This is a genomic window from Pseudoalteromonas sp. SANK 73390, assembly GCF_054966645.1.
Window position 1 is genome coordinate 110,036 of sequence record NZ_ARPN01000055.1, and the last position, 21,862, is coordinate 131,897.

Below are 21,862 nucleotides of genomic sequence, written 5' to 3' on the forward strand. Positions count from 1 at the left end.
GGTTACTAAGCCATTTATCTATTGCAATATCTGGTCATTTATTTAATACAATTGGTATTAAACCCTTGCTAAGCAGCGTTTTTTTGCTCTATAAGGAAATAACATGACTGATTATGCATTAGCCTGCGTTGGCGTTGCCATTTTTGTTTATTCAATCAGTGTGCGCCAGCTTAACCGAGCCGAGTTAACGGGTCCTATTTGGTTTGTGTCTTTAGGGGGGCTGCTGGGTTGGTGGTTTACAGAGACTTGGCAGTTTCAGGTTCAAGATAGTACAGTATTATTACCTATTATAGAGTTAACCCTTGCAATAGTACTATTTAGTGATGCAGCAAAAACGCGCTTAAGGGTGCTTTTTCACTCCTATAAATTACCACTTCTTATGTTGCTAGTAGCACTGCCTTTGACTATGGCAATAGGTACCTTATTAGCCTACTGGTTACTTGCTTTGCCTTGGCTATATGCGGCATTACTTGCAGTAATCATTAGTCCCACAGATGCCGCTTTGTGCAAAGGGTTTATTACGCAAAAAAAAGCTCCTGCGAATTTAACAGAGGCGATCAATGTAGAAAGTGGTCTCAATGATGGGTTGTGTATTCCTATATTTGTATTCTTATTGGCTGTTATAAAAGGCCAAACAAAAGCTAATGGACTTGAGTTATTAATCTTATTTGGTCGTGAAGTGGGCATCGCACTATTAGTGGCGGTGGTATTAGCATGGGCAGCTATTGCTGCAATTAAAGCAGCTCAGAAAAGGCATTTATTTGCTTTAAACTCGAGTCCATTCTTATTTGCAGGTATTGCTATTGCGATATTCTCTTTCACTGAAATTCTCCATGGCAGTGGTTTTATTGCCGTATTTTTGAGTGGCTTACTTTTTGACAAGTTTTACCAGCACAGCTTTAAAGAACAGCTGATTGAAGACAGTGAACTTATCGCTGATTTTGCCTCGTTACTGATTTGGGTGCTTTTTGGCATTGTTGTGAGCCAGACATTTAGCTTTGATAACAATTTATATGCTTGGCTATACGCTTTACTGGCAGTAAGTGTCATCCGCGTAATTCCTGTGTTATTAAGCTTGATGCCTGTTGATATCGGTATGAATGAAAAGCTTACACTTGCATGGTTTGGACCAAAGGGTTTGGCTTCTGTGGTACTTACTTTAATGTTGTTACAGGCAAATATTGATGGCACAGAACTGATAGCCCATGTTGCTGCCTACACTATTTTACTCAGCGTGTTTTTACATGGGATAAGCACTCGGCCTATTGTGTTGCGTTTTTCTAAAAAAAAGCGATAAAAGGAATAAAATGCCTTTATGCTGATATTTGAAATAGTCGGTATGTCACAATTTAATTTTTATTTGATTGAAATTATTAAATAAAAAACATTTACTAACTGCTTTTAATTTAGAGCTAGCACTCAAACTGTCATTTTACTGCAATTAAAAAGTCATGATCTGTCCCTAAACTGTGCCGCAATTAATTCAGTTGCGATTTTGGCAACTGAGTGCTTACGTTACAGGAAATTTACCATGAATAAAAAGTTGCTGGCAGTTGCCGTATCGGCGGTTTTACTTAGTGCATGTAATGACACCGACACAAAAACAGTTGAAGTTATTAAGGAAGTTGAAGTCATTAAAGAAGTACCTGCAAAGGCGGTTACTTCTGTTAAAAATGTGATCTTAATGATTGGCGATGGCATGGGTCCACAACAAGTGGGTTTGTTGGAAGAATACGCAACGCGTGCGCCTAACTCTACTTATAATGGTCGTGGTAATCAAACAGCGTTATCTAAACTTGCTCATAATGGCCACTTAGGGTTGTCATTGAATGCGCCACACGGTGCTAATGGCAAGCTGGTTACGGACTCAGCGTGTTCAGCAACACAGCTTGCGACGGGTATTGCTGCTGGTTCTGAAATGATTGGCTTAGATGATCAAGGTAATATTGTTGAAACGATTTTAGAAAAAGCCAAAAAAGCAGGTAAAGCAACAGGTTTAGTGTCGGATACACGTATTACGCACGCAACACCAGCGGCTTTTGCTGCACACCAACCTCACCGTTCATATGAGCCTGAAATTGCAGAGCAATTAATTGAAAGTGGTATGGTGGACGTATTGTTATCAGGTGGTGCTCGAGTATTTATGCCATCTGATATTAAAACTGATGAAGCTGATAGAAAAGCGATGGCGGATTTAGGCGCGCCTGAAAGTGTTTATAAAAAATCAAAGCGCAGTGATGATAGAAATTTAGTTGTTGAAGCTAAAGAACAACATGGTTATGCGTTGGCTTTTGATAATGCGCAAATGCAAAGTAGCGATGCAGATAAGCTGTTAGGTTTGTTCGCTAACTCAGGTATGGCTGATGGCATTGCATATAAAGCCTGTAAAGCAGACAACAGCTGTACGCAACCATCATTAAAAGAAATGACAGTTAAAGCACTTGACGTATTATCTAAAGATGAAGACGGCTTTTTCTTGATGATTGAAGGTGGTCAAATTGATTGGGCTGGTCATGCAAACGATGCCGGTTGGATGCTTAATGAATTACTGAAATTTGACGAAGCTGTAGAAGCTGTTTATGCGTGGGTTAAAGACCGTGATGACACATTAGTAGTTGTTACAGCCGACCACGAAACAGGAAGTTTTGGTTTTAGTTATTCGAGCCATAACAAGCCAGAAGCCGTTACATTACCTGGCGATGGTATGAATGGTAAAGACTATAAGCCTAAGTTTAACTTTGGTGGCCTAGAGATACTAGATACCCTTTACGCGCAAGAAGGGACTTTCTATGACGTTATTGGTGAAGTAAATGGTAATTACGATTACTCAAATGCAACTGACCAACAGTGGAAAGAAGCGATTGAGAAATACACACCATATACAGTGACTTATGAGCAAGCAGCAAAAGTAAATGCGACGCAAGACGTTAATAGCAGCGGTTATCCATTACCTCAGTTTGATGATTTCTCTGATTTCTATGTATATGACACTGAAGACTTTACTGCTAAAGTAGGCCGAGTGCTGGCAACGCAGCAAAATGTAGTGTGGGGTACCGGTACTCACACAGCCGCGCCAGTACCCGTGTATGCATTTGGTCCTGAAGGCGTAACTAGACAGTTCTCAACCATGCAGCACCATGTTGATATTTCTAATAAGATGATGGCTGCACTTGGCCTTATTGAAGAATAGCGGTGGTAACAGCACTCAAAAAGGTGCTTGAGCGGAAGTAAGTATGGCTCAAAAAAAAGTAAAATAGTGAGTTTAATGTTTGCAATTATACTCTAGCAATCAGCCGCATTTTGCGGCTTTTTACTGGGTGGCGCTTTTTGTTCGCTAAACTGGGCGCCTTAATCGCTTTATATTCAGGTTAATAATATGACGTAGCAGGTATTTGTATAGGCACTTTTTTATCCCTGTTAAATTACTAAAGAGTGGGTAAAATGAGTCAGGGTCGTTAAAATATCCAAGCGATTTTATAATGCTATCTCGTTGAATATAAGTATTACCACCGTTAAATTCGTTATCTGGAGTCTGTAAACAAGGTGTCGCAATGCCGTAGCCAACAAAAGGTCCAGTGTGGTTTTTAAAACGAGTTTGAATTGCAGTTAAGTAATTTTTATCAATAATATAGCCCTCTAGTTCTAGCCATTGTTCATTAATATAAACCTCCACCCAGCTATGAATGATTGCTTTAGGGGCAAACCACAATAGCCAATTTGGTATGACCCCCGCTTTGAGATTATTGCTGATGGTAAATCCTTGCAAACGACAGGGAATATTAACGGCTCTTAGCAAAGCCATTAGCAAGGTGCCCTTGGTATTACATTGCCCATAGCCATCTTTTAACACTTGCGAGGCACTGAGTGTGTCGTCGCTACTGTAGCCAAACTTAACCTCATCTTTTACAAAGTCGTAGATGCTTTTGAGCACATCAAAGGTATTGAGGTGCTGCCATTGCTGTGTTTTAAGTAATTTCTGTATTGCGGGGTGTGTAAAGTTTAATAATGGGGTTGGGGATAGATATTCTTTCATGGTTATACTCCTTCGCTGTTATTAGGAGTATGCCAATGCGCTGAAGGAATAAATTGAATAAACTGGCTATTACCAAAGTAACGTTGAATATTAGGCAAATTCGCTTATCTAAACTTGAGGTTATATATTATTTTTTGGCACCGCCACTAACGCATCACGTAAAGTAATCCCAAACTGCTTTTTAAATGTGCGGCTAAGGTGGGCGCTGTCGGAAAAACCAGCAATATATGCTGCCTGTGTTGCGTTATGCCCTTTATTGATGGCTTGTATTGCACAAATTAAGCGCCGCCAGAGTAAATATGGGCGCCATGGTAGCTGCATATTTTCTTTAAATAAGTGCAAGAAACGGCTTTCGGATACGTTTAGCGAGTGAGCAATATCTTTGGCTAGCCAATGTTCGGGTTTGATACACGCTTGATTAAAGCACTGATTAAGCTTTGCAAGCAAAGCGGCAATACGAGGGTCTAAATGATGGTTTTCTTCACTTGTGAGTGGTTGGTAATGAAGTCCGACAGTTTTGAATAACTCACTGAGGTTAGTTATGTTTGAAATGTCAGCTGGTGGCCACGTTTTATAATGATTTTTATTGAGTATGGCATTTGCCTGAAGGCCTAATTGGCTGCTCGGCTCTATTAGTATCACCCAGCCTTGTTGCATACTAAGTTGGTGTGGAGCACTTGCTTTTAATAGGCTAATGAGATTATGAGTGGTTTGCTGGTTTTCTAATGTGAGGGTAGCGCGCTCGACAGGGATGGTTAGTTGAATAAGTGTATGCTGGTGCATTTGCGTATCCAGCACTTGGGTTTGGATAGCAAAAATACCGGGTTCAATAAATAGCTTTTTCATGCATTGAGCATAACAAAAAACCAAAGCATGTGCTTTAATGCAAATCGTGTAAGAGATCCTAGCCTTCGTCAGGAAGACTGCAAACGTCAGTTGGGCAGTGCCGTCTTCCAGATTAGCCTCATTAACCTACTCGTCATTGTGAACGTGTTTGAGGATCTCATTACTTGAAACGAGTGCATTTAGCATGTGCTTAGGCTTTTTATTTTAATATATTAAGCAAACGCGTTTTGTAGTGGCGGTACAACTTGCTTTTTACGGCTTAGCACGCCATCAAGCCATACGCGACTTTGCTCAGGCTTAATACCGTAAGCGGTTTCTATAATGCCTTCGTCATCAGAGGCAATCAGCATTTGTGAGCCTTCTTGCATAATATCTGTAAGCAATAACAATACAGAATGGCGACCGCCTTCTTCTTTTAGTTTGGCAATATCAGCTTCAAGGTCGACTTTTATATCATCAAAGACTGATAAATCAATCACTTCTAGCTGACCTATGCCCACTAGTTTACCGTTCATGTTAAAGTCTTTAAAATCACGCATAACGAGGTCACGAGCTGGTGTATCTTCAACCGCTGATTTCACCCTAAACATGTCCATGCCAAGCTCTTTGTAGTCTTCAACGCCTGCAATTTCAGCAAGTGCTTCAACACATTTAATATCAGCCGTTGTACAAGTTGGAGATTTAAAGATAACGGTATCACTTAAAATTGCACACAGCATTAAGCCTGCAATGTCTTTTGGAATTTCTACCTGATAAAAGTCATACATCATTTTTACGATGGTGTTGCTACAGCCAACTGGACGGATCCAACACTCTAGCGGGGTAGAGGTTGTTAAATCACCAAGTTTGTGGTGATCAACAACACCCACAACGGTTGCTTGGTCAATGTCATCAGGTGCTTGAGTTTTTTCAGTATGATCAACTATATAGACTTCTTCTCCTGCATAGCTCATTTTAAGCTCTGGCGCTTCAAAACCAAAACGGTCCAGAATAAACTGGGTCTCTGGTGATACTTCGCCTAAACGAGTTGGGATAGCCGCTTCACCAATTTTGTTTTTTAGGTATGCAATTGCAATTGCACCACAAATAGAATCTGAATCTGGGATCTTGTGACCCACTACGTACATTGCCATTAGACGGAACTCCTTAAATTTTGCTGGCTATTTTAACAAAGAAAATGATGATTAAAACATTAATTGCATAGTTTTAATGCATAAGTGTTAGATTGCTGAGAAAAAATATTTGTAGCAAAATTTAACGCATATTCTGCTGTAAGAGATTTTCCGTTACACTCATAATACTAGAATTAGGAGTGTGTAATGGGCTTAACGCGCAAGGCTTGGAATAATGTGGTTATTTTTTCCATGTTATTGATGATTTTTTTCCTAAACGGTATACACCATAAGTTAAACCCTGATGATGAGGTAGTGGGTCCACAACGTTTGTTGCCAGAGCACAGCTTTGTGCTGACTTTAGCATTTCCAGGTTATAAAATTGAGCGTATTGGTACATCTTGGCGTATAGAGGGGCCATGGCAAGCAGATGCAGAACAGCTAAAAGCGCTTGTTGGGCTTTGGCAAAGCACCGAGCTTGATGTAGCGTCTGTGTCGCTAAGTAGTGATAAAGCTATCACTGTCGCGCGTTTTTGGTTGGCGTCTACAGAGTTACCGCTTAGTTACCAATTATATTATGACAATCAGCAATATTACTTATTTGATAAGCAGCAACAGTATTGGCTTGAGCTACCGACAGTGATGGCAAAAAAACTGTTTGCTCCTGTGTCATTGATTAACCCTTAAATTAATCTATTTTTGAGTGAAGTATGCCCGAATTACCCGAAGTTGAAGTAAGCCGTTTAGGCATTACTCCCCACATAGAGCAACAAGTTGTTACTAAAGTACTGATTCACCATGCTAGTTTGCGTTGGCCAATACCTGATGAAGTGCGCAGTATTGAGGGTATGGTGATCCGCTCAGTCAGGCGCCGAGCTAAATACCTATTACTCGATACTGATAAAGGCAGCGTTATTTTACATTTGGGAATGTCGGGGCATTTACGTATTGTGCCGCAATCAGAACTGTTAAAAAAGCACGACCATGTAGAAATACATTTTGGCAATGGTAAGGCGCTGCGCTTGAATGATGCTCGGCGTTTTGGGGCATGTTTATGGCAAGAGCCTAAACAAAGTCATGCGCTGTTTAACAAGCTTGGCCCAGAGCCATTAACGGATGAATTTACCGCGCAGCTTTTATTTGAGCGCTCTCGCAATAAAAAAGTACCAATTAAGCAATTTATTATGGATAACCACGTGGTGGTTGGAGTGGGTAATATTTATGCTAATGAATCATTATTCAAAGCGGGTATTCATCCTAAGCGCGAAGCTGGAAAAGTATCACTTAAACGTTATCAAGCACTCACACCCATTATTAAAGATACGCTTGCAGCAGCCATCGAGCAAGGGGGAACAACCTTAAAAGACTTTGCGCAAAGTGATGGTAAACCGGGATATTTTGCACAGCAATTATTGGTATATGGTCGTAAGGGAGAGCCTTGTGTGAAGTGTGATGAGTTACTGAAAGAAATTCGCTTAGGACAGCGCAGTACGGTGTACTGCGCACAGTGTCAAAAATAGTGTATTACTGAGCAAGCGCACTACTTTCTAGTTTAGAGGTTTGCTCACTATTGAGGTTGTTAAAGCACCATGCGGTTAGGATTTTAGATACTTGCTCAACGCGTAGTTCAAAGCTCGATTTGAGGGCTCTTTCGTGGCGAGTATGATCCCCATCACCGAATGGACCGAAACCATCTAGTGTGGGCGTACCCACAGAAGCTGCCACGTTAGCATCCGAGACGCCACCGCGTTGTTCAACCGGGAGCTGGCTGCCAAGTATATGGGTGATGTCATCAAGTAATGCTTGTTGCTGTGGACTAGGTGCCATCACGCCTCGTTGCAATCCGCCGTTAATGGTAATATCAACGCCCGTAATTTCTATAGCAAAACAAATATTCTCAACCCCTTGTAACAAGCGCTCCTGCTCTTTAACGCAAGAGAAGCGAGCTTCGACTATCATACTTGAGTGAGGTGAAATGGTATTTGCACCAATGCCACCTTGAATTTTGCCAACATTAACCGTGCTTCCTTTTTGCAAGTTAGTTAAGCTGGTCATTTCCAATAACATATTAGCCAAGGCAAAGTTTGCATCAATACCTTCACTATAATGGTTGCCAGCGTGAGCAGCTTTTCCTGTTATTGCTATTTCAAAGGTGGCAATGCCTTTTCGGCCAATTACCACTTCATGGTTTTTACCCGCAGCCTCAAATACTAAACACGCATCATAATTTTTAGCTAAATCTGCAGTTAAGTGTTTACTATCGTCACTGCCAATTTCTTCATCACTGACCAATAAAAGGTCGATATTATGTATTGGGCCAAATTGTTTGCGTAATTGGCGAAGTGCATTCAATGCAACAAAGTTGCCACCTTTCATATCACACACTCCTGGTCCGTACACCCATTGCTCATCTTGATGAAAGTCAGTGAACGTTTGCGCAGGAAAAACGGTGTCTAAATGACCAAGCAAGAGTACTTTTTTACCAGTTTGGGTTGGCGTATGAAATAGTAAATGATCGCCAATATGTTCTCTTTGATAGCGTGTTAATGAAAACCCAAGAGGTGCGAGTAGTTCAATCATCTGCTCGCCATGTTGGTCAACACCTTGTTTATTTTTACTGTGAGAATTGCACTCGATTAGCGCTGCTAATTCGTCAAAATTTAATTTAGCCATCACTGTTTTCCTTGGTTGTATTGGCGCTCATCGTGGCGGGGCTGGGTTGCAATTCAGTGAAGCTTTTATGAACAAATTTTGTCCGCTTGATTTGGTCAAAAATATGTCACACAGATCCTTTTACAATAGACGGTAATGTAGTTGCACCCCTACTTTAGGACCAAGGAGAATACAGTGACAGCACCTCATGTTGGCATTTGGATGTACGAAAACGGTGGCGGTAAAGCCATTGAGCAAAAGCTCGTGCATGCGTTGGCTGAACGTGGCATTGAGACCACTACAGGATTAAATCTTCGAGATGCTCGAGCGCAAGACGGGCAAATATTGTGTAATGGTATTGTAATGGAGCATCTTGATGCTTTTTTAAGTTACAACGCAGGCCAGCAGACTCAGTATCAGCTTTATTTATATCAGGCACTTAGTGAGTCGATACCTACACTAAATAATTTCCATGCATTTTCGTTAGCTGAAGATAAATTTCGTACCTCCCATTTGCTCAATAGCCATGGTATTGCTACTGCGGATTACCGGTTATGTCATAAAAACGATATTGCAGGTTTAAAAGCAGCGATACGTGATTTTGGTGGCAAGCTGGTTTACAAACCAACCGATGGGTGGGGTGGCGTAGGTGTTGTAAAAATAGATGGTGAACATGCGCTAGACATGTTGCTGCCATTTTTAAGCCGCACTGATTTACGCTATTTCTACGTGGAACGCTTCATTGATTATGACAATACGGATTATCGCATCGACGTAGTGGATGGACAGTGTGTAGGCTGTTATGGCCGTAAAGCGCCAAAAGATGATTGGAAAACTAATATTACCAGTGGTGGCTCTGTATTCGTGCGTGAACCGGATCAAGAAGTCATTGATTTGGCAATTAAGGCTACCAAAGTTTTGGGGTTAGAAATCGCAGGAGTGGATTTAATTTATGACAGGCAGCACAAACAGTTTGTGGTTTTGGAGGTCAATACAATTCCGGCGTTTGCCACACCAGAGCAAGAGCATTTGGGCATCAATTTTAATCAGGTAAAACTCGATGCCATGGTCGATCTCATTGATAAAACTGTACAGAAAAAGCAAGCACTTCACTCAATCAAGGTGGCCTAAGACAATGACAAAAAAAGATTCTTTACCAAAAATTGGACTTTTATATTTAGACTATGTGCTACGCTTTTTTGACAAATCAAACTTCAAAGGATGGCCAGATAAAATTGAACAGGTCACTTATCATTGGGGTAATGATAAAGCGCGTTTTATTGCAGAGGTAAAACGTAAAAATATTGATGTATTAATAGGTAATATACCAGCAACAGCGTACGAAGCGTTTCGTGAAATTGCCAAAGCCTTACCCCAAGTGCGCTTTTTACCCTCTTTAGACAGTCAATTTTCAAATAAGTCTAAAGAGAATGTTACTCACTTTTGTCGTAAATATAATTTACCTACGCCACACACTGAAATTTTTTATATTCCGGAAAAAGCCAAGCAATATTTAGCTAATACGCAATACCCAAAAATTATAAAGCGCTCTTATGGCCCATCTAACTATGGCGGTTATTTTGTACATAAAGTAGATAGTTATGAAGAGGCTGCCAGCTTATTGTCACAAAAGCGTTATTACCCTGCATATGTACAAGATTTTGTACCAATGGAAGCCGATATTCGAGTGATGTTGATAGGTCACAAACCCGTGTGTGCATTTTGGCGACGTCCACCAGAAGGAGAGTGGCTCACCAATACTAGCCAAGGTGGCAGCATGGATTATCAGGATGTGCCTAAAGGTGTTTTAGAATTAGCTGCGCGCGCCTCTAAAGCGGCGAATGCAGAATATTGGGCTTGTGATATAGCACTGGGTAAAGATGGCAAGCTCCGTATTTTAGAATGTGCGACGGCTTTTGCTGCATTCCCATATATTCGCGATTGGATTGGGCAGTACTTGATGTGGCTGCTCGGAGATGGACGTTTTGCAAAACCGAATATTCCGCTTTATAACTGGGAAGAGCTTGGCAAAATTGATACTCGTTTACTAAGAACCATGCGTCATATAGGCTTTTCTCGATATACACCAAGTCAAGATTGTGCTGAACAATTCTCTAGGTTAGATGAATATAATTATCCAATTTTAGATACCACATATCGCCCAGACGAAGAGTGGCCCAGTGAGATGTGGAATTTTCAAGATAACTTTAAATTACATGGAATCGTTGTACCTGCTAAAGCGCAGAGTTTGATACCGAGTAATGATGAAGTGAGCACAGAGTTAAATAGCTATCAGGATGTACAGTTTGATGAAGCGCAAATTCGCGAGATTTTGTCTCAGGTAAAAGGCGTTGGCAGTAAAATGGTTGAGGAGATCATGACCACTTTTGGTGCTATTGGTGTGGTTGAAGCACTCAATACGAAACCTGAGCAATTGTGCGTAGTAAAAAATCTCAAAGACAAAAAGTTAGAAAAAATTGTTAATCACTGGCAGCAAGTTGCAAAGCCCTGTCATTAAGCTTGGTTTTGTAAACGCCTTCGTTGTTACTGTCTTAGTATGCACTGTTACTTTATGTAGCAGTGTTTTTTGAGGGAGTGAGTAAACATGAGCCGTATGGGAATACTATGAAAATCCAATATGCATCGTATCAAGATACCATTGATTTTTTGCAACAAAGCATGAGCGAACACCCGCATTTAATTCGCCTAAAAAGCATAGGTGAAACATGGGAAGGTCGCCCTATTATGTTGGTTACCGTATCGTTAGATGTGACCTACGCAGATGATAAACCTGCGCTACTATATACTGGCTCTATTCACGCAAGAGAGTGGATAGGTAATGAATTAGCAATTAAATTTATTCAATATGTGATAGATAATTACCGCTTTAATCCCAAACTACAAACAGCGCTAACGCGTAATACCTTGTACATGGTGCCGTGTTTGAACCCTGATGGTTTTGAGTACTCTCGAAATCACTTTTCGTTTTGGCGTAAAAATCGACGTAACAATGGCGATGGCACCTTTGGTGTTGATTTAAACAGAAACTTTGATGCCAAATTTATGCGTAATCAAAACACGCATACTAATACATATGGTGGGCCTCACGCTTTTTCTGAGCCAGAAACAGCGGCAATTCGTGACTTTGTTGAAAGCCATGAAAATATTCGCATCGCGCTTGATTATCACTCACAAGGTAATGTATTTTTCCCCGCCCATAAGTTCAATCATGAAGTAGAAATTGAAGGCACTGACTTGAATGTACTATGTGCCAATATGAACAATGAGATTCGTAAGGTTACTGGCCGCCAGTACGGTATTCATCGCGGTAAGCCTCCTGCGCAACTTATTAACGGCAGTGGTCGAGAGTACTATTATCGCAGAGGTATTATTGCCGCCGTGGTTGAGGTGGGTACGCGTAATATTCCTGATTACATGAAAAATATGGCGCAAAGTGTTGCAGAAAATATCCCTGCGGTTGCACACGCCCTAAGCGAAGCGATTAACTATTCGCCTTTGGCTCCATCTCGAGTAGCAGAGTTTACAATTAAAGAGGTGGGCCACGACAGTGTTGAGCTAGAGTGGCAATTTGAAGAGCGTGATGATATTTATTTTGAAGTGTATCGAAGTGAGCATAACAAAAGCCCATGCACTGAGGATAATTTAGTCGCTATCACTAAGTCATTGTCGTTTTTAGACACTCAGTTAAAAAGTGGTCACTTTTACTTTTATAACATTCGTGCGGTAGATAAGGTGACTAAAATAAAATCTCCATTTAGTCCTGAGCTGCGTTTAAAAACAACCCTAGCAGATAATCAATGTGGTCGAACGCTTTTTCCTGCCCGCGAGCAGGTTGGTTATTTATCACAGAATTATTTACATAAAAATAAAGAGCACTTTGGTTATAACTCCATGTTTATTGGCGTTGATAAAAATCGTGGTGTGAGTGTTGGCGTGGTTGCTTTTGATTTAAGTACTATTCCTGAAGGCTCGCATATTGCAACCGCGCAACTGTTTTTGTACCCCATGAATCGCGTTGCTGCAAAAATTGAAAAATATGGTGAGTGGTCAATTTCAATTTTAGATGCCACTTTAGTGGATGATATTTATGACTTTGCTCAAATCCAAGAAGCTAAGCCATTGCACACTTTAGGGCAAACGATTGAGTCAGATAAAATGACGCAAGGCATTTGGCTTCGCTGGTCATTTAATGGGGTTGAACGCACTTTGCTAGAAACCTTAATAGCGCAACAAACATTGTTACTGCGTATTCAAGGACCGCAAAGTTTACCTGTTGGTAATGACTCGCAAGTTATGCAGTTTGACATTGGATATGGTTCATTCGGTGGTGGATTACACTACAGGCCTAATTTAGAGCTTATTTACCAATTACCAGAGCTATCAACCACGGTGAACGCCAGTAGCTGTAACACCATATATCAAGATAAAGTGGTGGCGGATAAGCTAGCCTCAGGGTTTGATACTGAAGGTGAAATCGTATACGGACAATTGGCGTTTGAGCTTAATGAATGCTTAGAACCAGATAAAACAGTATTTACTCAGGCTTGTTTAACTTTATATAGTATAAATAGCTTGGCGTCAGCTAAGGATGTGCGCTTTACCGTGGAACTAGTAGAGCTCAAAGATGTCGATTTTAAGCATGTGAAGCAAAGGCAGAAAATTGAATATATTGGTTATGAAGTGAGTAACGAACAATTGAAGGAACGCACAGCACATAATTTTATTTTTGATAGTTATAGTTTAAAAGAGCTAGCTCGGTTACATCGAGCACAAACGCCTTTGTATTTTATAATCCGTGCTACGGCAGAATCACAAGCACAAGATGTGCTGGTTAATTGGCGAAATAGTAATGATACACAGCCTGCGAAATTGCATGTAGAGTATATTGAACGGCGTGTTGAAGCATTACCTGCACCGACACATTTCCAAACTCAAGTGGAAAATGGTGTTGTTAAGCTGACTTGGCTCAATCCAGATAGCTCTGATCTTGTTGGCAGCTTTGTGGTCAGAAACCGCTTTCATCCGCCGCGGTCTCCATTTGATGGTGTTAAACTATATGGTGGCCCTGATCAATACACGTTAGATAATTTTGGTAATGCAGACATAGATAAGTACTACGCAGTATTTAGCTATGATCACGTACCTAATTACTCTGAGCCAGTGGTTGTTCATTATCCAGGAAGGCGCAAGTCGCTCGAATGAAGACAAAATTAAGGCCGCACATGCGGCCTTAATAGTGTGGAGAATGTTCTGTAAAGTTCAGATTCAAAATGTAAAAAAACCTCTAAACTGTTAACAGAGTGTATTCTTTTGTCCGTTTTTGCAACACCTAAATAGCTTTTTTAAGCTTAATTTTTATTTTAGCATGGGTTAGTTTTTATTGGCCGTTTAGGTGAAAAATAGTAGATTAGCAGAGGAACAAGAGTATGCAAATATAGTGCATACTCTTTAGTTTAAGGTACTAAAGTTCGAATGGGGCAACGCCCACTGCTTGCATGGTGTAGCCCGTTTGTGCCAGCTCACCTTGCCAAGTTTCTACTTTGATCACACCTGTTACTGTAATGGCGTCATATAAGCTATCAATAGGTACTCCACCTTTAATTTTAACATGTACAATTTGGTTTGGCGGCGGCGGCGGTACATGAATACAGGCGCCAAAATAAGGAACTAATAAAAATTCTCTGATTAATTGGTTATCGCCTTCAAGTGGCACAACAAAGCCGGGTAAGCTCACCGATTTACCATCTAAACTTTTTACTACTGGCGCATCTAAGCTAGGTTGCACCCAGTTTTGATCTGCTCCGTCATGTGACGCAGCATCTTGGGTATCAATTTGCACATGGCCTTTTGGAATTAGGTCTTCCCAAAAAATCTCTTTGGGGGGCGCACTATGTACCGTGCCGCTTAGCATATATATCAGGAACAGGGTAATAAATCGCATATAACTACTCTCTTATATTTTAATACTCATGCCATCGGCCAACGAATAAAAGTAGGCACGAGCTGCTGGAATGAGACCCATTAAGGTGCCAGCGGTCATGATAACGCCTAACAAGGTCAGTTCATAGTGGGATAAGGCACCAACGCTAATGCTGATACCAAATTGGCTTTGCAACATCGGTTCAACAATAAATAACATGCTGTAAAATGCAATGGTGCCAAGTGAACAACCAAATAATGTGATAATGATGGCTTCGAAGCTCATTAAACTAAAAATATGCCATGGCCTTGCACCTACAGAACGTAAAATAGCCAGTTCTCTGCGACGTTGGTTTAGTGTTGCTAATAATGTTGTCAGCATGCCTAATAGGCTAATAACCACGACCACCATTGAAAATAGCAGTAATATTTTCTCAACAATATCCAACATATTCCAAAGCTCTTTTAAGGTGACAGTAGGCATAATGGCAAGTAAAGGCTCTTGTTGATATTGGTTTATATTTCGCCTTACTTGCAAAGTGTACAGGGGGGATTCAAAACCCATTAAAAACGCTGTAATTTGTTGTGGTTCACCAATTAAATCTGAAGGACTGCTTTGGATATTAACATGCTTATGGTCGTGGTCGTGGTCGTGGTCATGGTCATGGTCATGTTGTGGATTTTTGGCAACAGGCTTGGCGCTGATAGAACGCGGTGCCCTTGAGTTTGTATGCATCGCGTCAATGGCAATTAAAGGTATATGTACAGTTTTATCTACAGGTGTGCCAGTGGGTGCTAAGATACCTACGATGGTCATCGGGTTATCGTCATGGTGGTGAAAGCTTGTATTACCCATACCATGAGAAATTACAATTTTTTGACCAAGGTGATAGTGCATTTTTTTTGCAACTTCGCTGCCTAACACCACTTCTTGGCCATTGTGAAACGCTCGACCAGCTTGAAATATTAATGCTTGCTTTTTTCCGTAGCGATAATGCGCAAAGTAGTTGCTGTCAGTGCCTAAAACAGCATGACCTTTATGGCTATCACCCAAGCTAATTGGTATGGTCCAAGCTACACCACGGCGCTGTTTTATATCCTGATAGCTTTGCCATTTTAGTGCATTATTACTATGGCCAATACGAAATACACTAGCAAGAAGCAATTGAATATCGCCGGTGCGCGCACCCACAATCAAATCAGTACCTGAGATAGTATTGCTAAAGCTGTTTTTTGCATCAATTCGAACACGTTCAATACTCAGTAACAGCATTACACTAATAGCAATAGTAAATAAAGTGAGCAATACGCTAGCGCGGCGGTTATAACTACTTTTAAGTGCCAGTTTTAATAAGGTCATAAGGTTGTTCCATTAATACTTTGCAAACTGACTTTGCGGTCAAATAAACTGGCTAAACTATTATCATGGCTTACAAAAATAATGGTTGCTTGATATTCTTCAGCCTGAGTGAACAAGGTTTTTATAAACGCTTCTCGCGTGTCGGTATCAAGTGAGGAAGTGGGTTCATCGGCAATAATCACTTCTGGGCGACCAATAAATGCACGAGCTGCAGCCACTCGCTGTTGTTGACCAATACTCAAGTTGGCTACGCTACTGATTAAGTGCTGGGGCTTTAAACCGAGTGCCGTTAATAAGTTACTTGCTTGTGTTTTTATACTTCCAGATTCTTGTTTTGCTTGTTTTGTTCTCAAAGAGGAAAACTCACAGCCTAACATCACGTTTTCTAACGGATTTAAATATGGAAGTAAATTAAAATTTTGAAAAATAGTGCCTATATGATCGGCGCGAAAGCGATCTCTCTTAGCATTAGATAGTTTAGTAAGTGACTGGCCCAAAATGTTTATCTCACCTTGCTGAATGGGGTTGATACCAGCGAGTAAACCCAATAAGGTAGATTTTCCGCTGCCACTTGGGCCATGTAAAAATAACTTTTCACCTTTGGCAATATGTAGGTGCTTGATGGTCAAAGTAGGTTGTGTTTGTTTCTGCCATGTGTAGAGCAAATCGTTAATTTCAATCATTTGTTCACCATCAATGCTATTGAGTGAATGATGGTATCTCAGATTTGCATGGGGCTAAACCTTGTGTCGTTAAAATCTAAACTTTATGCGGCAAATGGCGTTGCTGATTGTGATTTTGTTGCTGAACGATTATTATAAGGCCTCCTAACCCCCTCATTTTTTTGCACCCTTTAGCAAGGTGCATCCGGCCTTGGAGTAATAATGAGTAGCTACAAAGTTTTAGACGTCAATGACGATCTACCAATTCGCACCAAAGGTGCAGTGCACAGTGGTAAAGTACGTTCAGTTTACTGGCTCACCGACGAAGATAGTACACGCCTAATTTCTGAAAAAGGATATGACGTACCACCGGGTACTGAATTAGCCATTATGGTGATCTCAGATAGGATCTCTGCATTTGATTGTATTTGGCAAGGTGAAAATGGCTTAAATGGTGTACCAGGTAAAGGTATTGCATTAAATAGCGTTGCTGCACATTGGTTTAAATTGTTTGATGCAGCAGGCCTTGCAGGTAACCACATTGTTGATATTCCTCACCCTTATGTATGGATTGTTCGCAAAGCGCGTACAGTTAAAGTTGAAGCCATCGCACGTCAGTATATTACTGGCAGTATGTGGCGTGATTACGCTAAGGGTATTCGTAACTTTTGTGGTATTGAGATACCACAAGGGTTAAACGCCAACCAGAAACTACCTGAACTTTTGATCACACCATCAACGAAGGGCATTATTACAGGCCTTGACGATGTGCCAGCAGTGGATGATGTAAACATCAGCCGTAAAAATATCACCGATAACTTAGCGGCATTTAATTTTAAATCATATGATGATGTGACTAAATATGAGCAATTACTTAAGCAAGGCTTTGAGCTAATTAGTAAAGAACTGGCTGAGCTTGATCAGATTTTTGTGGATACCAAATTTGAGTTTGGCTACATAGAAGATACTAATGGCCAAGAAAAGTTAATTTATATTGATGAAGTTGGCACACCAGACTCATCGCGTATTTGGGATGGCCCAGCTTATCGAGATGGTCGGATTATTGAAAATTCAAAAGAGGGGTTTCGCCAACTTTTGATCAATAATGTCCCAGACTCTGATGTTTTGTTGAACAAAGGGCGTATGGATGAGCGTGAGGCATTGGCTCAGAATTATCAATTACCGATGGATGTAATGATGTCGGTTTCTGATACTTATGTAGGTATTGCTAGTAAAATAGTAGGCAAAGAGCTGATTATTCCAGCGGACCCCCGCTCAGAAGTCATTGCTATCCTTGACAGTGAATATGATCTCATAGAAAACAGCTAACCTACCATAGACTTAGCCAATAAACATGTATTTAGTGTGTTTATTGGCTGTTATCTCGTAAATGCCTTGCAATTGTGTTCTTAGTCAATTTTACTTACAGTCAGAGTAAAAATAGTTCAAGGCAAGGTATGCCATTTTATTTTAAAAAAGGGTGCTCCTTTATTGCACTAAGTATGCTACTGATTGGTAGCGTGAGTATTGCCGTTAAAGCAAAAACATTAACCATTGTTGATCAGCATAACCGTCCTGTAGAGTACGCGGTCATTGAGCTGTTGCAACCTTTTAAAAATGATAAACCTTTACCAGTTGCAGTGATGGATCAAGTGAATAAACAATTTGAGCCAAAGTTACTCACTATTGTTAAAGGTCAACAGGTCGCATTTCCAAATAGTGATGATATTCGCCATCATGTATATTCTTTTTCACCTATTAAGCCTTTTGAATTAAAGTTATATGCAGGTACACCAAAAGCACCGCTTACTTTCGAGCAATCAGGGGTGGTGGTTTTAGGGTGCAATATTCACGACTCGATGGTTGGCTATATTTATGTGGCGCAATCGGAGGCTCATTTTTTGACTGATGTGCAAGGCCAAGTTGTTTTACCTGATAATACAAGTTCTTACTTACTATGGCATCCGGAGCAAGATAAAGAACTGGGAGAGCGCAGTGAGCATATTTGGCCTCAAGATAACAGTCATAGCAAAGTAGAAATTGAACTGGTTACGCCTGCCCCACGTAATACATTTGGTGAAATGTTTAAGGATTCTCATGGGAACTAGCTTAAAGCATCGTATTATTACCCTGTGTGTTGGCTTAGTATTACTTACTGCAGTGGCGAGTTTGGTGAGCTTTTGGTGGTCGACTAGCCATTTTAATGAAAGCCAAGTACAGCAAGATATGCAAGTGGCAGAAAATGTCTATCAACAATATTTAAAGGCCAAAGAGCGATTGTTGATGACGGCAGCTACTGTGCTGACTGCTGATTTTGGCTTTAAACAAGCGGTTGCAACGCGAGATGCTGATACTATCAGTAGTGTGTTGTATAATCATAGCCAGCGTATAGACGCAGATTTAATGTTGTTGTTTGACACCCGTGGGCAACTCATTTCAGCCAACCAAAGTGACATAGAATTACCCGCAGATACGCCTCAATTAATGAAGCAGTTATTGGCACAAGGTAATAGCTCGACATTCATGGTAATCAGTAACAAGCTGTACCAAGTAATTGTTTTGCCAGTCAAAGCGCCTAGAACCATCGCATACAGTATGGTTGGGTTTGCTATTGATGCGACCGTTGCCAAAGAGCTTAAAGAGCTAACAGGGATGGAAATTAGTTTTATTGCCGTGCGTACTGGTCTTAAGGCAACCACCATGGCAGAGCATCCATCACATCTTCCTTTACTGGAATATATAGATAGCCAGATAGTGGACCGCTGGTTTAGTGAAGACCCCGTTTATTTAAGTGCTAAATTGCATCTACCAGGTTTGGTAAATAACCCTATTAATGTGGTGCTTAGTGCTGATTTGAGTGAGCATTACAAAGAATTTGATAAATTAGTATTAACCGTTATTTTATTGTCGTTTGGCACCATCGTGTTAGGTTTTATTACCAGTGGTATTTTAGCAAATAATTTAACCACGCCGTTACAACAACTGACAGTAATGGCGAAACAATTTGCACAAGGCAACTATTTGGCCAACATATCTGAGTCAAGGCCGAGTAAAGAAGTATGTGAGCTGGTAGATGCATTTCAAGAAATGGGAGAAGATATTCAAACGCGTGAAAAGCAAATCCGCTTTCAGGCTCGCCACGATACGTTAACAGGCTTTTATAATCGTACCGCTGCGCTTGATCTTTTATCAAATTATACAGAAAAAACAGGCTCTTATTATCTAATAGCAATCGATATAAAGGGACTGCGACATATTAATGATAAATTAGGCCCAAGAGTGGGCGATAGTTGCATTCAAGCGGTTGCTCAGCGAATAAAAGAATCCACCCAGTTACTCCATGGTTTTAATGCGCGTGTAGGCGGCGATGAGTTTTTAAGTGTTGTAGAAGTCAAACCTGACAGTACCAAGCAACACTGTGTTGAGCAATTACGACTGGCACTTAATCAATATTATGTTATTCAAAAATTAGAGATAAGTTTGCGTTTTAGTGTTGGTGTTGTGCAATATCCTGAACAAGCACAAACGCCAGAAGATATGATCCGCCGAGCATTGATTGCGGTTGATGCTGCCGCACAAGATGGTCATGAAGTGTATTACTATCAAAATGGTGAAGATGAAGCGCACCTTGAACGACTTCAAATTATTGATGAGTTAAAACACGCATTAAAAGATGACAGTGGGCAGTTGTTTATGGCTTATCAGCCCAAACTCAATATGGGTAGTGGTAAAATTGATAAAGTTGAAGCATTGATACGCTGGAAACGCAGTAATGGTCAGTGGGTTTCCCCTGAGTTTTTTATTGATTTAGCAGAGCAGTCGGGATTAATCGTTGAGCTAACTCAATGGGTGGTTAGCACCGTAGTTGGGCAAGTTGGTACTTGGCTACACGAAGGGTTAACTATGAAGGCTGCAATTAATGTATCAGCACAAGATATTGCCAATAAAGAATTTTTCTCACACCTAGAACGTGCGTTAGCTAAACATAAAGTACCAGCGAATTTGATCACTATCGAGCTGACAGAACGCGATATGATAGAAAATGAGGAGCAAGGTATTAATGCGCTTAAGGCCTTAAAGTCGCTGGGTGTGATGATATCGTTAGATGATTATGGTGTAGGGCAAACATCACTAGGGCGATTAAAAATGTTGCCTATTGATGAGCTTAAACTAGATAAAGTATTTATTTTAAAATTGAATGAATCCCATCAAGATCAATGTATTGTTCAGTCAACCATTTCTTTGGGCCATCAACTTGGTTTTTCGGTGGTTGCTGAGGGAGTAGAAAATGCAGAGTCGCTTAAGTTACTTAAACAAATGCGCTGTGATTATGCACAAGGCTATCACTTAAGCCGCCCACTTCCCGCAAAAGAGTTTTTAGACTGGTTAGGAAGCTACAATGAAGTGGTTTAGCGCATTAATAATACTCCTTTATAGCTCGCATATTTTTGCCAGTGGTAAGTTACTTGCTACACCAGGTGTATCGCAAATTGAAGGCAGTGCTGGTGGGGGGATAGTACCTTGGGCACAGCTTGCAGGGTATGCCAGTGAAGATGAGTGGGCGATGAGCGGATTTTGCAGTCGTGGTAATGTAAAAAATTACCGCCTTGATGTCTGTGGTATTCAAGGCAACTTATTTGACCGAGTAGAGCTGAACTATGCTGAACAAAACTTTGATGTGCCCGCACTCAAGACAACCATAAAGCAAAAGGTCAGTGGTGCAAAAGTTCGGCTGTACGGAGATATTGTGTATAGCACTTGGCCACAACTAAGCTTAGGGATGCAGCATAAGTCACTAAAAGATGGCAATGTGGCAAAGCTATTGGGTGCTAATGATACCCGTGGTAATGATATTTACTTGGCTGCAAGTAAACTTCATTTAGGTGTGTTTTATGGCTACAACTGGTTTTGGAACGTTACTGCCAGATATAGTGAGGCCAATCAAATTGGCTTGCTAGGCTTTGGTGGCGACAAAGCAAATAAACAGTGGTTACTAGAGGCCAGCAGTGCGGTATTTTTATCGAGAGAAATAGCATTGGGTGTGGAGTTTCGTGAAAAACCAAACAATCTCGGTTTGGGTGAAACACATTGGCGAGATATTTTTATAGCTTGGCTGCCTAATAAATCAGTGAGTATTACGGCTGCATGGCTAGATTTGGGCTCAATTGCGGGTGTAGATAGGCAAACGGGTTGGTATGTATCAATAACAGGGTATTTTTAAATGAGTCTGGTAGCAAGGTGTCAAAAAGTCGCTATT

The 21,862-nt window shown here is 40.7% G+C and carries 18 protein-coding genes; 11 read left to right on the forward strand and 7 right to left on the reverse strand.

The window, feature by feature from the left end:
• The first annotated feature begins 103 nt into the window (after positions 1-103).
• Both SANK73390_RS08150 and SANK73390_RS08155 read left to right on the forward strand, forming a co-directional pair.
• The gene (locus SANK73390_RS08150; RefSeq protein WP_462765292.1) at positions 104-1,297 is read left to right on the forward strand and encodes a cation:proton antiporter; all 1,194 of its coding nucleotides are present in this window, start codon (positions 104-106) and stop codon (positions 1,295-1,297) included.
• Positions 1,298-1,531: 234 nt separating this feature from the next.
• Complete coding sequence (locus SANK73390_RS08155) at positions 1,532-3,190, forward strand: alkaline phosphatase (RefSeq protein ID WP_462765294.1); 1,659 nt, start codon at positions 1,532-1,534, stop codon at positions 3,188-3,190.
• A gap of 144 nt (positions 3,191-3,334) precedes the next feature.
• On the opposite strand, the gene SANK73390_RS08160 is transcribed toward SANK73390_RS08155, so the two are convergent.
• The 3 genes from SANK73390_RS08160 to SANK73390_RS08170 form a co-directional block, all read right to left on the reverse strand.
• The gene (locus SANK73390_RS08160) at positions 3,335-4,033 is read right to left on the reverse strand and encodes a transglutaminase-like domain-containing protein (protein WP_462765296.1); all 699 of its coding nucleotides are present in this window, start codon (positions 4,031-4,033) and stop codon (positions 3,335-3,337) included.
• A 120-nt stretch (positions 4,034-4,153) separates the two neighbouring features.
• Positions 4,154-4,879, reverse strand: a complete 726-nt coding sequence (locus SANK73390_RS08165; RefSeq protein WP_462765298.1) for a helix-turn-helix domain-containing protein — start codon at positions 4,877-4,879, stop codon at positions 4,154-4,156.
• 212 nt (positions 4,880-5,091) lie between these two features.
• Entirely contained in the window at positions 5,092-6,012 is a 921-nt protein-coding gene (locus SANK73390_RS08170) for a manganese-dependent inorganic pyrophosphatase (protein WP_462765300.1), read from the reverse strand.
• 186 nt (positions 6,013-6,198) lie between these two features.
• On the opposite strand from SANK73390_RS08170, the gene SANK73390_RS08175 reads away from it, so the two are divergent.
• Both SANK73390_RS08175 and mutM read left to right on the forward strand, forming a co-directional pair.
• Entirely contained in the window at positions 6,199-6,678 is a 480-nt protein-coding gene (locus tag SANK73390_RS08175; RefSeq protein ID WP_462765302.1) for a hypothetical protein, read from the forward strand.
• 23 nt (positions 6,679-6,701) lie between these two features.
• Positions 6,702-7,511, forward strand: coding sequence for a bifunctional DNA-formamidopyrimidine glycosylase/DNA-(apurinic or apyrimidinic site) lyase (gene mutM, locus SANK73390_RS08180; RefSeq protein WP_261593168.1), 810 nt, complete (start codon positions 6,702-6,704; stop codon positions 7,509-7,511).
• A 4-nt stretch (positions 7,512-7,515) separates the two neighbouring features.
• On the opposite strand, the gene SANK73390_RS08185 is transcribed toward mutM, so the two are convergent.
• A complete protein-coding gene (locus SANK73390_RS08185) occupies positions 7,516-8,664 on the reverse strand; it encodes a M20 family metallopeptidase (protein WP_462765304.1) in 1,149 nt (382 codons plus the stop codon).
• Positions 8,665-8,838: 174 nt separating this feature from the next.
• Between SANK73390_RS08185 and SANK73390_RS08190 the strand changes: the two genes are divergently transcribed.
• The 3 genes from SANK73390_RS08190 to SANK73390_RS08200 all read left to right on the forward strand — a co-directional run bounded on the left by SANK73390_RS08190 (position 8,839) and on the right by SANK73390_RS08200 (position 13,866).
• A complete protein-coding gene (locus SANK73390_RS08190) occupies positions 8,839-9,774 on the forward strand; it encodes an ATP-grasp domain-containing protein (RefSeq protein ID WP_462765306.1) in 936 nt (311 codons plus the stop codon).
• 4 nt (positions 9,775-9,778) lie between these two features.
• Positions 9,779-11,161 (forward strand): ATP-grasp domain-containing protein, encoded by a 1,383-nt coding sequence (locus tag SANK73390_RS08195; protein ID WP_462765308.1) that lies wholly within the window; start codon positions 9,779-9,781, stop codon positions 11,159-11,161.
• 107 nt (positions 11,162-11,268) lie between these two features.
• Positions 11,269-13,866: a M14 family zinc carboxypeptidase gene (locus SANK73390_RS08200; protein WP_462765311.1), complete on the forward strand. Its 2,598-nt coding sequence runs from the start codon at positions 11,269-11,271 to the stop codon at positions 13,864-13,866.
• Between the two features lie 259 nt (positions 13,867-14,125).
• Here the strand turns inward: SANK73390_RS08200 and SANK73390_RS08205 are convergent, their stop codons facing one another.
• Genes SANK73390_RS08205 through SANK73390_RS08215 form a run of 3 tightly spaced genes read right to left on the reverse strand, consistent with a single transcriptional unit; the run spans position 14,126 to position 16,626 of the window.
• Positions 14,126-14,605, reverse strand: coding sequence for a DUF3299 domain-containing protein (locus tag SANK73390_RS08205; protein ID WP_462765313.1), 480 nt, complete (start codon positions 14,603-14,605; stop codon positions 14,126-14,128).
• Between the two features lie 12 nt (positions 14,606-14,617).
• Positions 14,618-15,943, reverse strand: a complete 1,326-nt coding sequence (locus SANK73390_RS08210; RefSeq protein ID WP_462765315.1) for an ABC transporter permease — start codon at positions 15,941-15,943, stop codon at positions 14,618-14,620.
• Positions 15,940-16,626, reverse strand: coding sequence for an ABC transporter ATP-binding protein (locus tag SANK73390_RS08215; protein ID WP_462765317.1), 687 nt, complete (start codon positions 16,624-16,626; stop codon positions 15,940-15,942). The genes SANK73390_RS08210 and SANK73390_RS08215 overlap by 4 nt, the downstream gene beginning before the upstream one ends.
• A 201-nt stretch (positions 16,627-16,827) precedes the next feature.
• Between SANK73390_RS08215 and SANK73390_RS08220 the strand changes: the two genes are divergently transcribed.
• The 4 genes from SANK73390_RS08220 (at position 16,828) to SANK73390_RS08235 (ending at position 21,826) form a co-directional block, all read left to right on the forward strand.
• Complete coding sequence (locus tag SANK73390_RS08220; protein ID WP_462765319.1) at positions 16,828-17,934, forward strand: phosphoribosylaminoimidazolesuccinocarboxamide synthase; 1,107 nt, start codon at positions 16,828-16,830, stop codon at positions 17,932-17,934.
• Between the two features lie 128 nt (positions 17,935-18,062).
• Complete coding sequence (locus SANK73390_RS08225; protein ID WP_462765320.1) at positions 18,063-18,713, forward strand: methylamine utilization protein; 651 nt, start codon at positions 18,063-18,065, stop codon at positions 18,711-18,713.
• Complete coding sequence (locus SANK73390_RS08230) at positions 18,703-21,018, forward strand: bifunctional diguanylate cyclase/phosphodiesterase (RefSeq protein ID WP_462765321.1); 2,316 nt, start codon at positions 18,703-18,705, stop codon at positions 21,016-21,018. The genes SANK73390_RS08225 and SANK73390_RS08230 overlap by 11 nt, the downstream gene beginning before the upstream one ends.
• Positions 21,005-21,826, forward strand: a complete 822-nt coding sequence (locus SANK73390_RS08235) for a DUF3034 family protein (RefSeq protein WP_462765322.1) — start codon at positions 21,005-21,007, stop codon at positions 21,824-21,826. The genes SANK73390_RS08230 and SANK73390_RS08235 overlap by 14 nt, the downstream gene beginning before the upstream one ends.
• Positions 21,827-21,862 lie beyond the last annotated feature (36 nt).

Coding starts and splice junctions, on each gene's coding strand:
- SANK73390_RS08150 (WP_462765292.1), top strand. CDS start 104: ATGACTGATTATGCATTAGCCTGCGTTGGCGTTGCCATTTTTGTTTAT.
- SANK73390_RS08160 (WP_462765296.1), bottom strand. CDS start 4,033: ATGAAAGAATATCTATCCCCAACCCCATTATTAAACTTTACACACCCC.
- SANK73390_RS08170 (WP_462765300.1), bottom strand. CDS start 6,012: ATGGCAATGTACGTAGTGGGTCACAAGATCCCAGATTCAGATTCTATT.
- SANK73390_RS08220 (WP_462765319.1), top strand. CDS start 16,828: ATGAGTAGCTACAAAGTTTTAGACGTCAATGACGATCTACCAATTCGC.
- SANK73390_RS08155 (WP_462765294.1), top strand. CDS start 1,532: ATGAATAAAAAGTTGCTGGCAGTTGCCGTATCGGCGGTTTTACTTAGT.
- SANK73390_RS08195 (WP_462765308.1), top strand. CDS start 9,779: ATGACAAAAAAAGATTCTTTACCAAAAATTGGACTTTTATATTTAGAC.
- SANK73390_RS08215 (WP_462765317.1), bottom strand. CDS start 16,626: ATGATTGAAATTAACGATTTGCTCTACACATGGCAGAAACAAACACAA.
- SANK73390_RS08210 (WP_462765315.1), bottom strand. CDS start 15,943: ATGACCTTATTAAAACTGGCACTTAAAAGTAGTTATAACCGCCGCGCT.
- SANK73390_RS08165 (WP_462765298.1), bottom strand. CDS start 4,879: ATGAAAAAGCTATTTATTGAACCCGGTATTTTTGCTATCCAAACCCAA.
- SANK73390_RS08175 (WP_462765302.1), top strand. CDS start 6,199: ATGGGCTTAACGCGCAAGGCTTGGAATAATGTGGTTATTTTTTCCATG.
- mutM (WP_261593168.1), top strand. CDS start 6,702: ATGCCCGAATTACCCGAAGTTGAAGTAAGCCGTTTAGGCATTACTCCC.
- SANK73390_RS08225 (WP_462765320.1), top strand. CDS start 18,063: ATGCCATTTTATTTTAAAAAAGGGTGCTCCTTTATTGCACTAAGTATG.
- SANK73390_RS08200 (WP_462765311.1), top strand. CDS start 11,269: ATGAAAATCCAATATGCATCGTATCAAGATACCATTGATTTTTTGCAA.
- SANK73390_RS08185 (WP_462765304.1), bottom strand. CDS start 8,664: ATGGCTAAATTAAATTTTGACGAATTAGCAGCGCTAATCGAGTGCAAT.
- SANK73390_RS08235 (WP_462765322.1), top strand. CDS start 21,005: ATGAAGTGGTTTAGCGCATTAATAATACTCCTTTATAGCTCGCATATT.
- SANK73390_RS08230 (WP_462765321.1), top strand. CDS start 18,703: ATGGGAACTAGCTTAAAGCATCGTATTATTACCCTGTGTGTTGGCTTA.
- SANK73390_RS08205 (WP_462765313.1), bottom strand. CDS start 14,605: ATGCGATTTATTACCCTGTTCCTGATATATATGCTAAGCGGCACGGTA.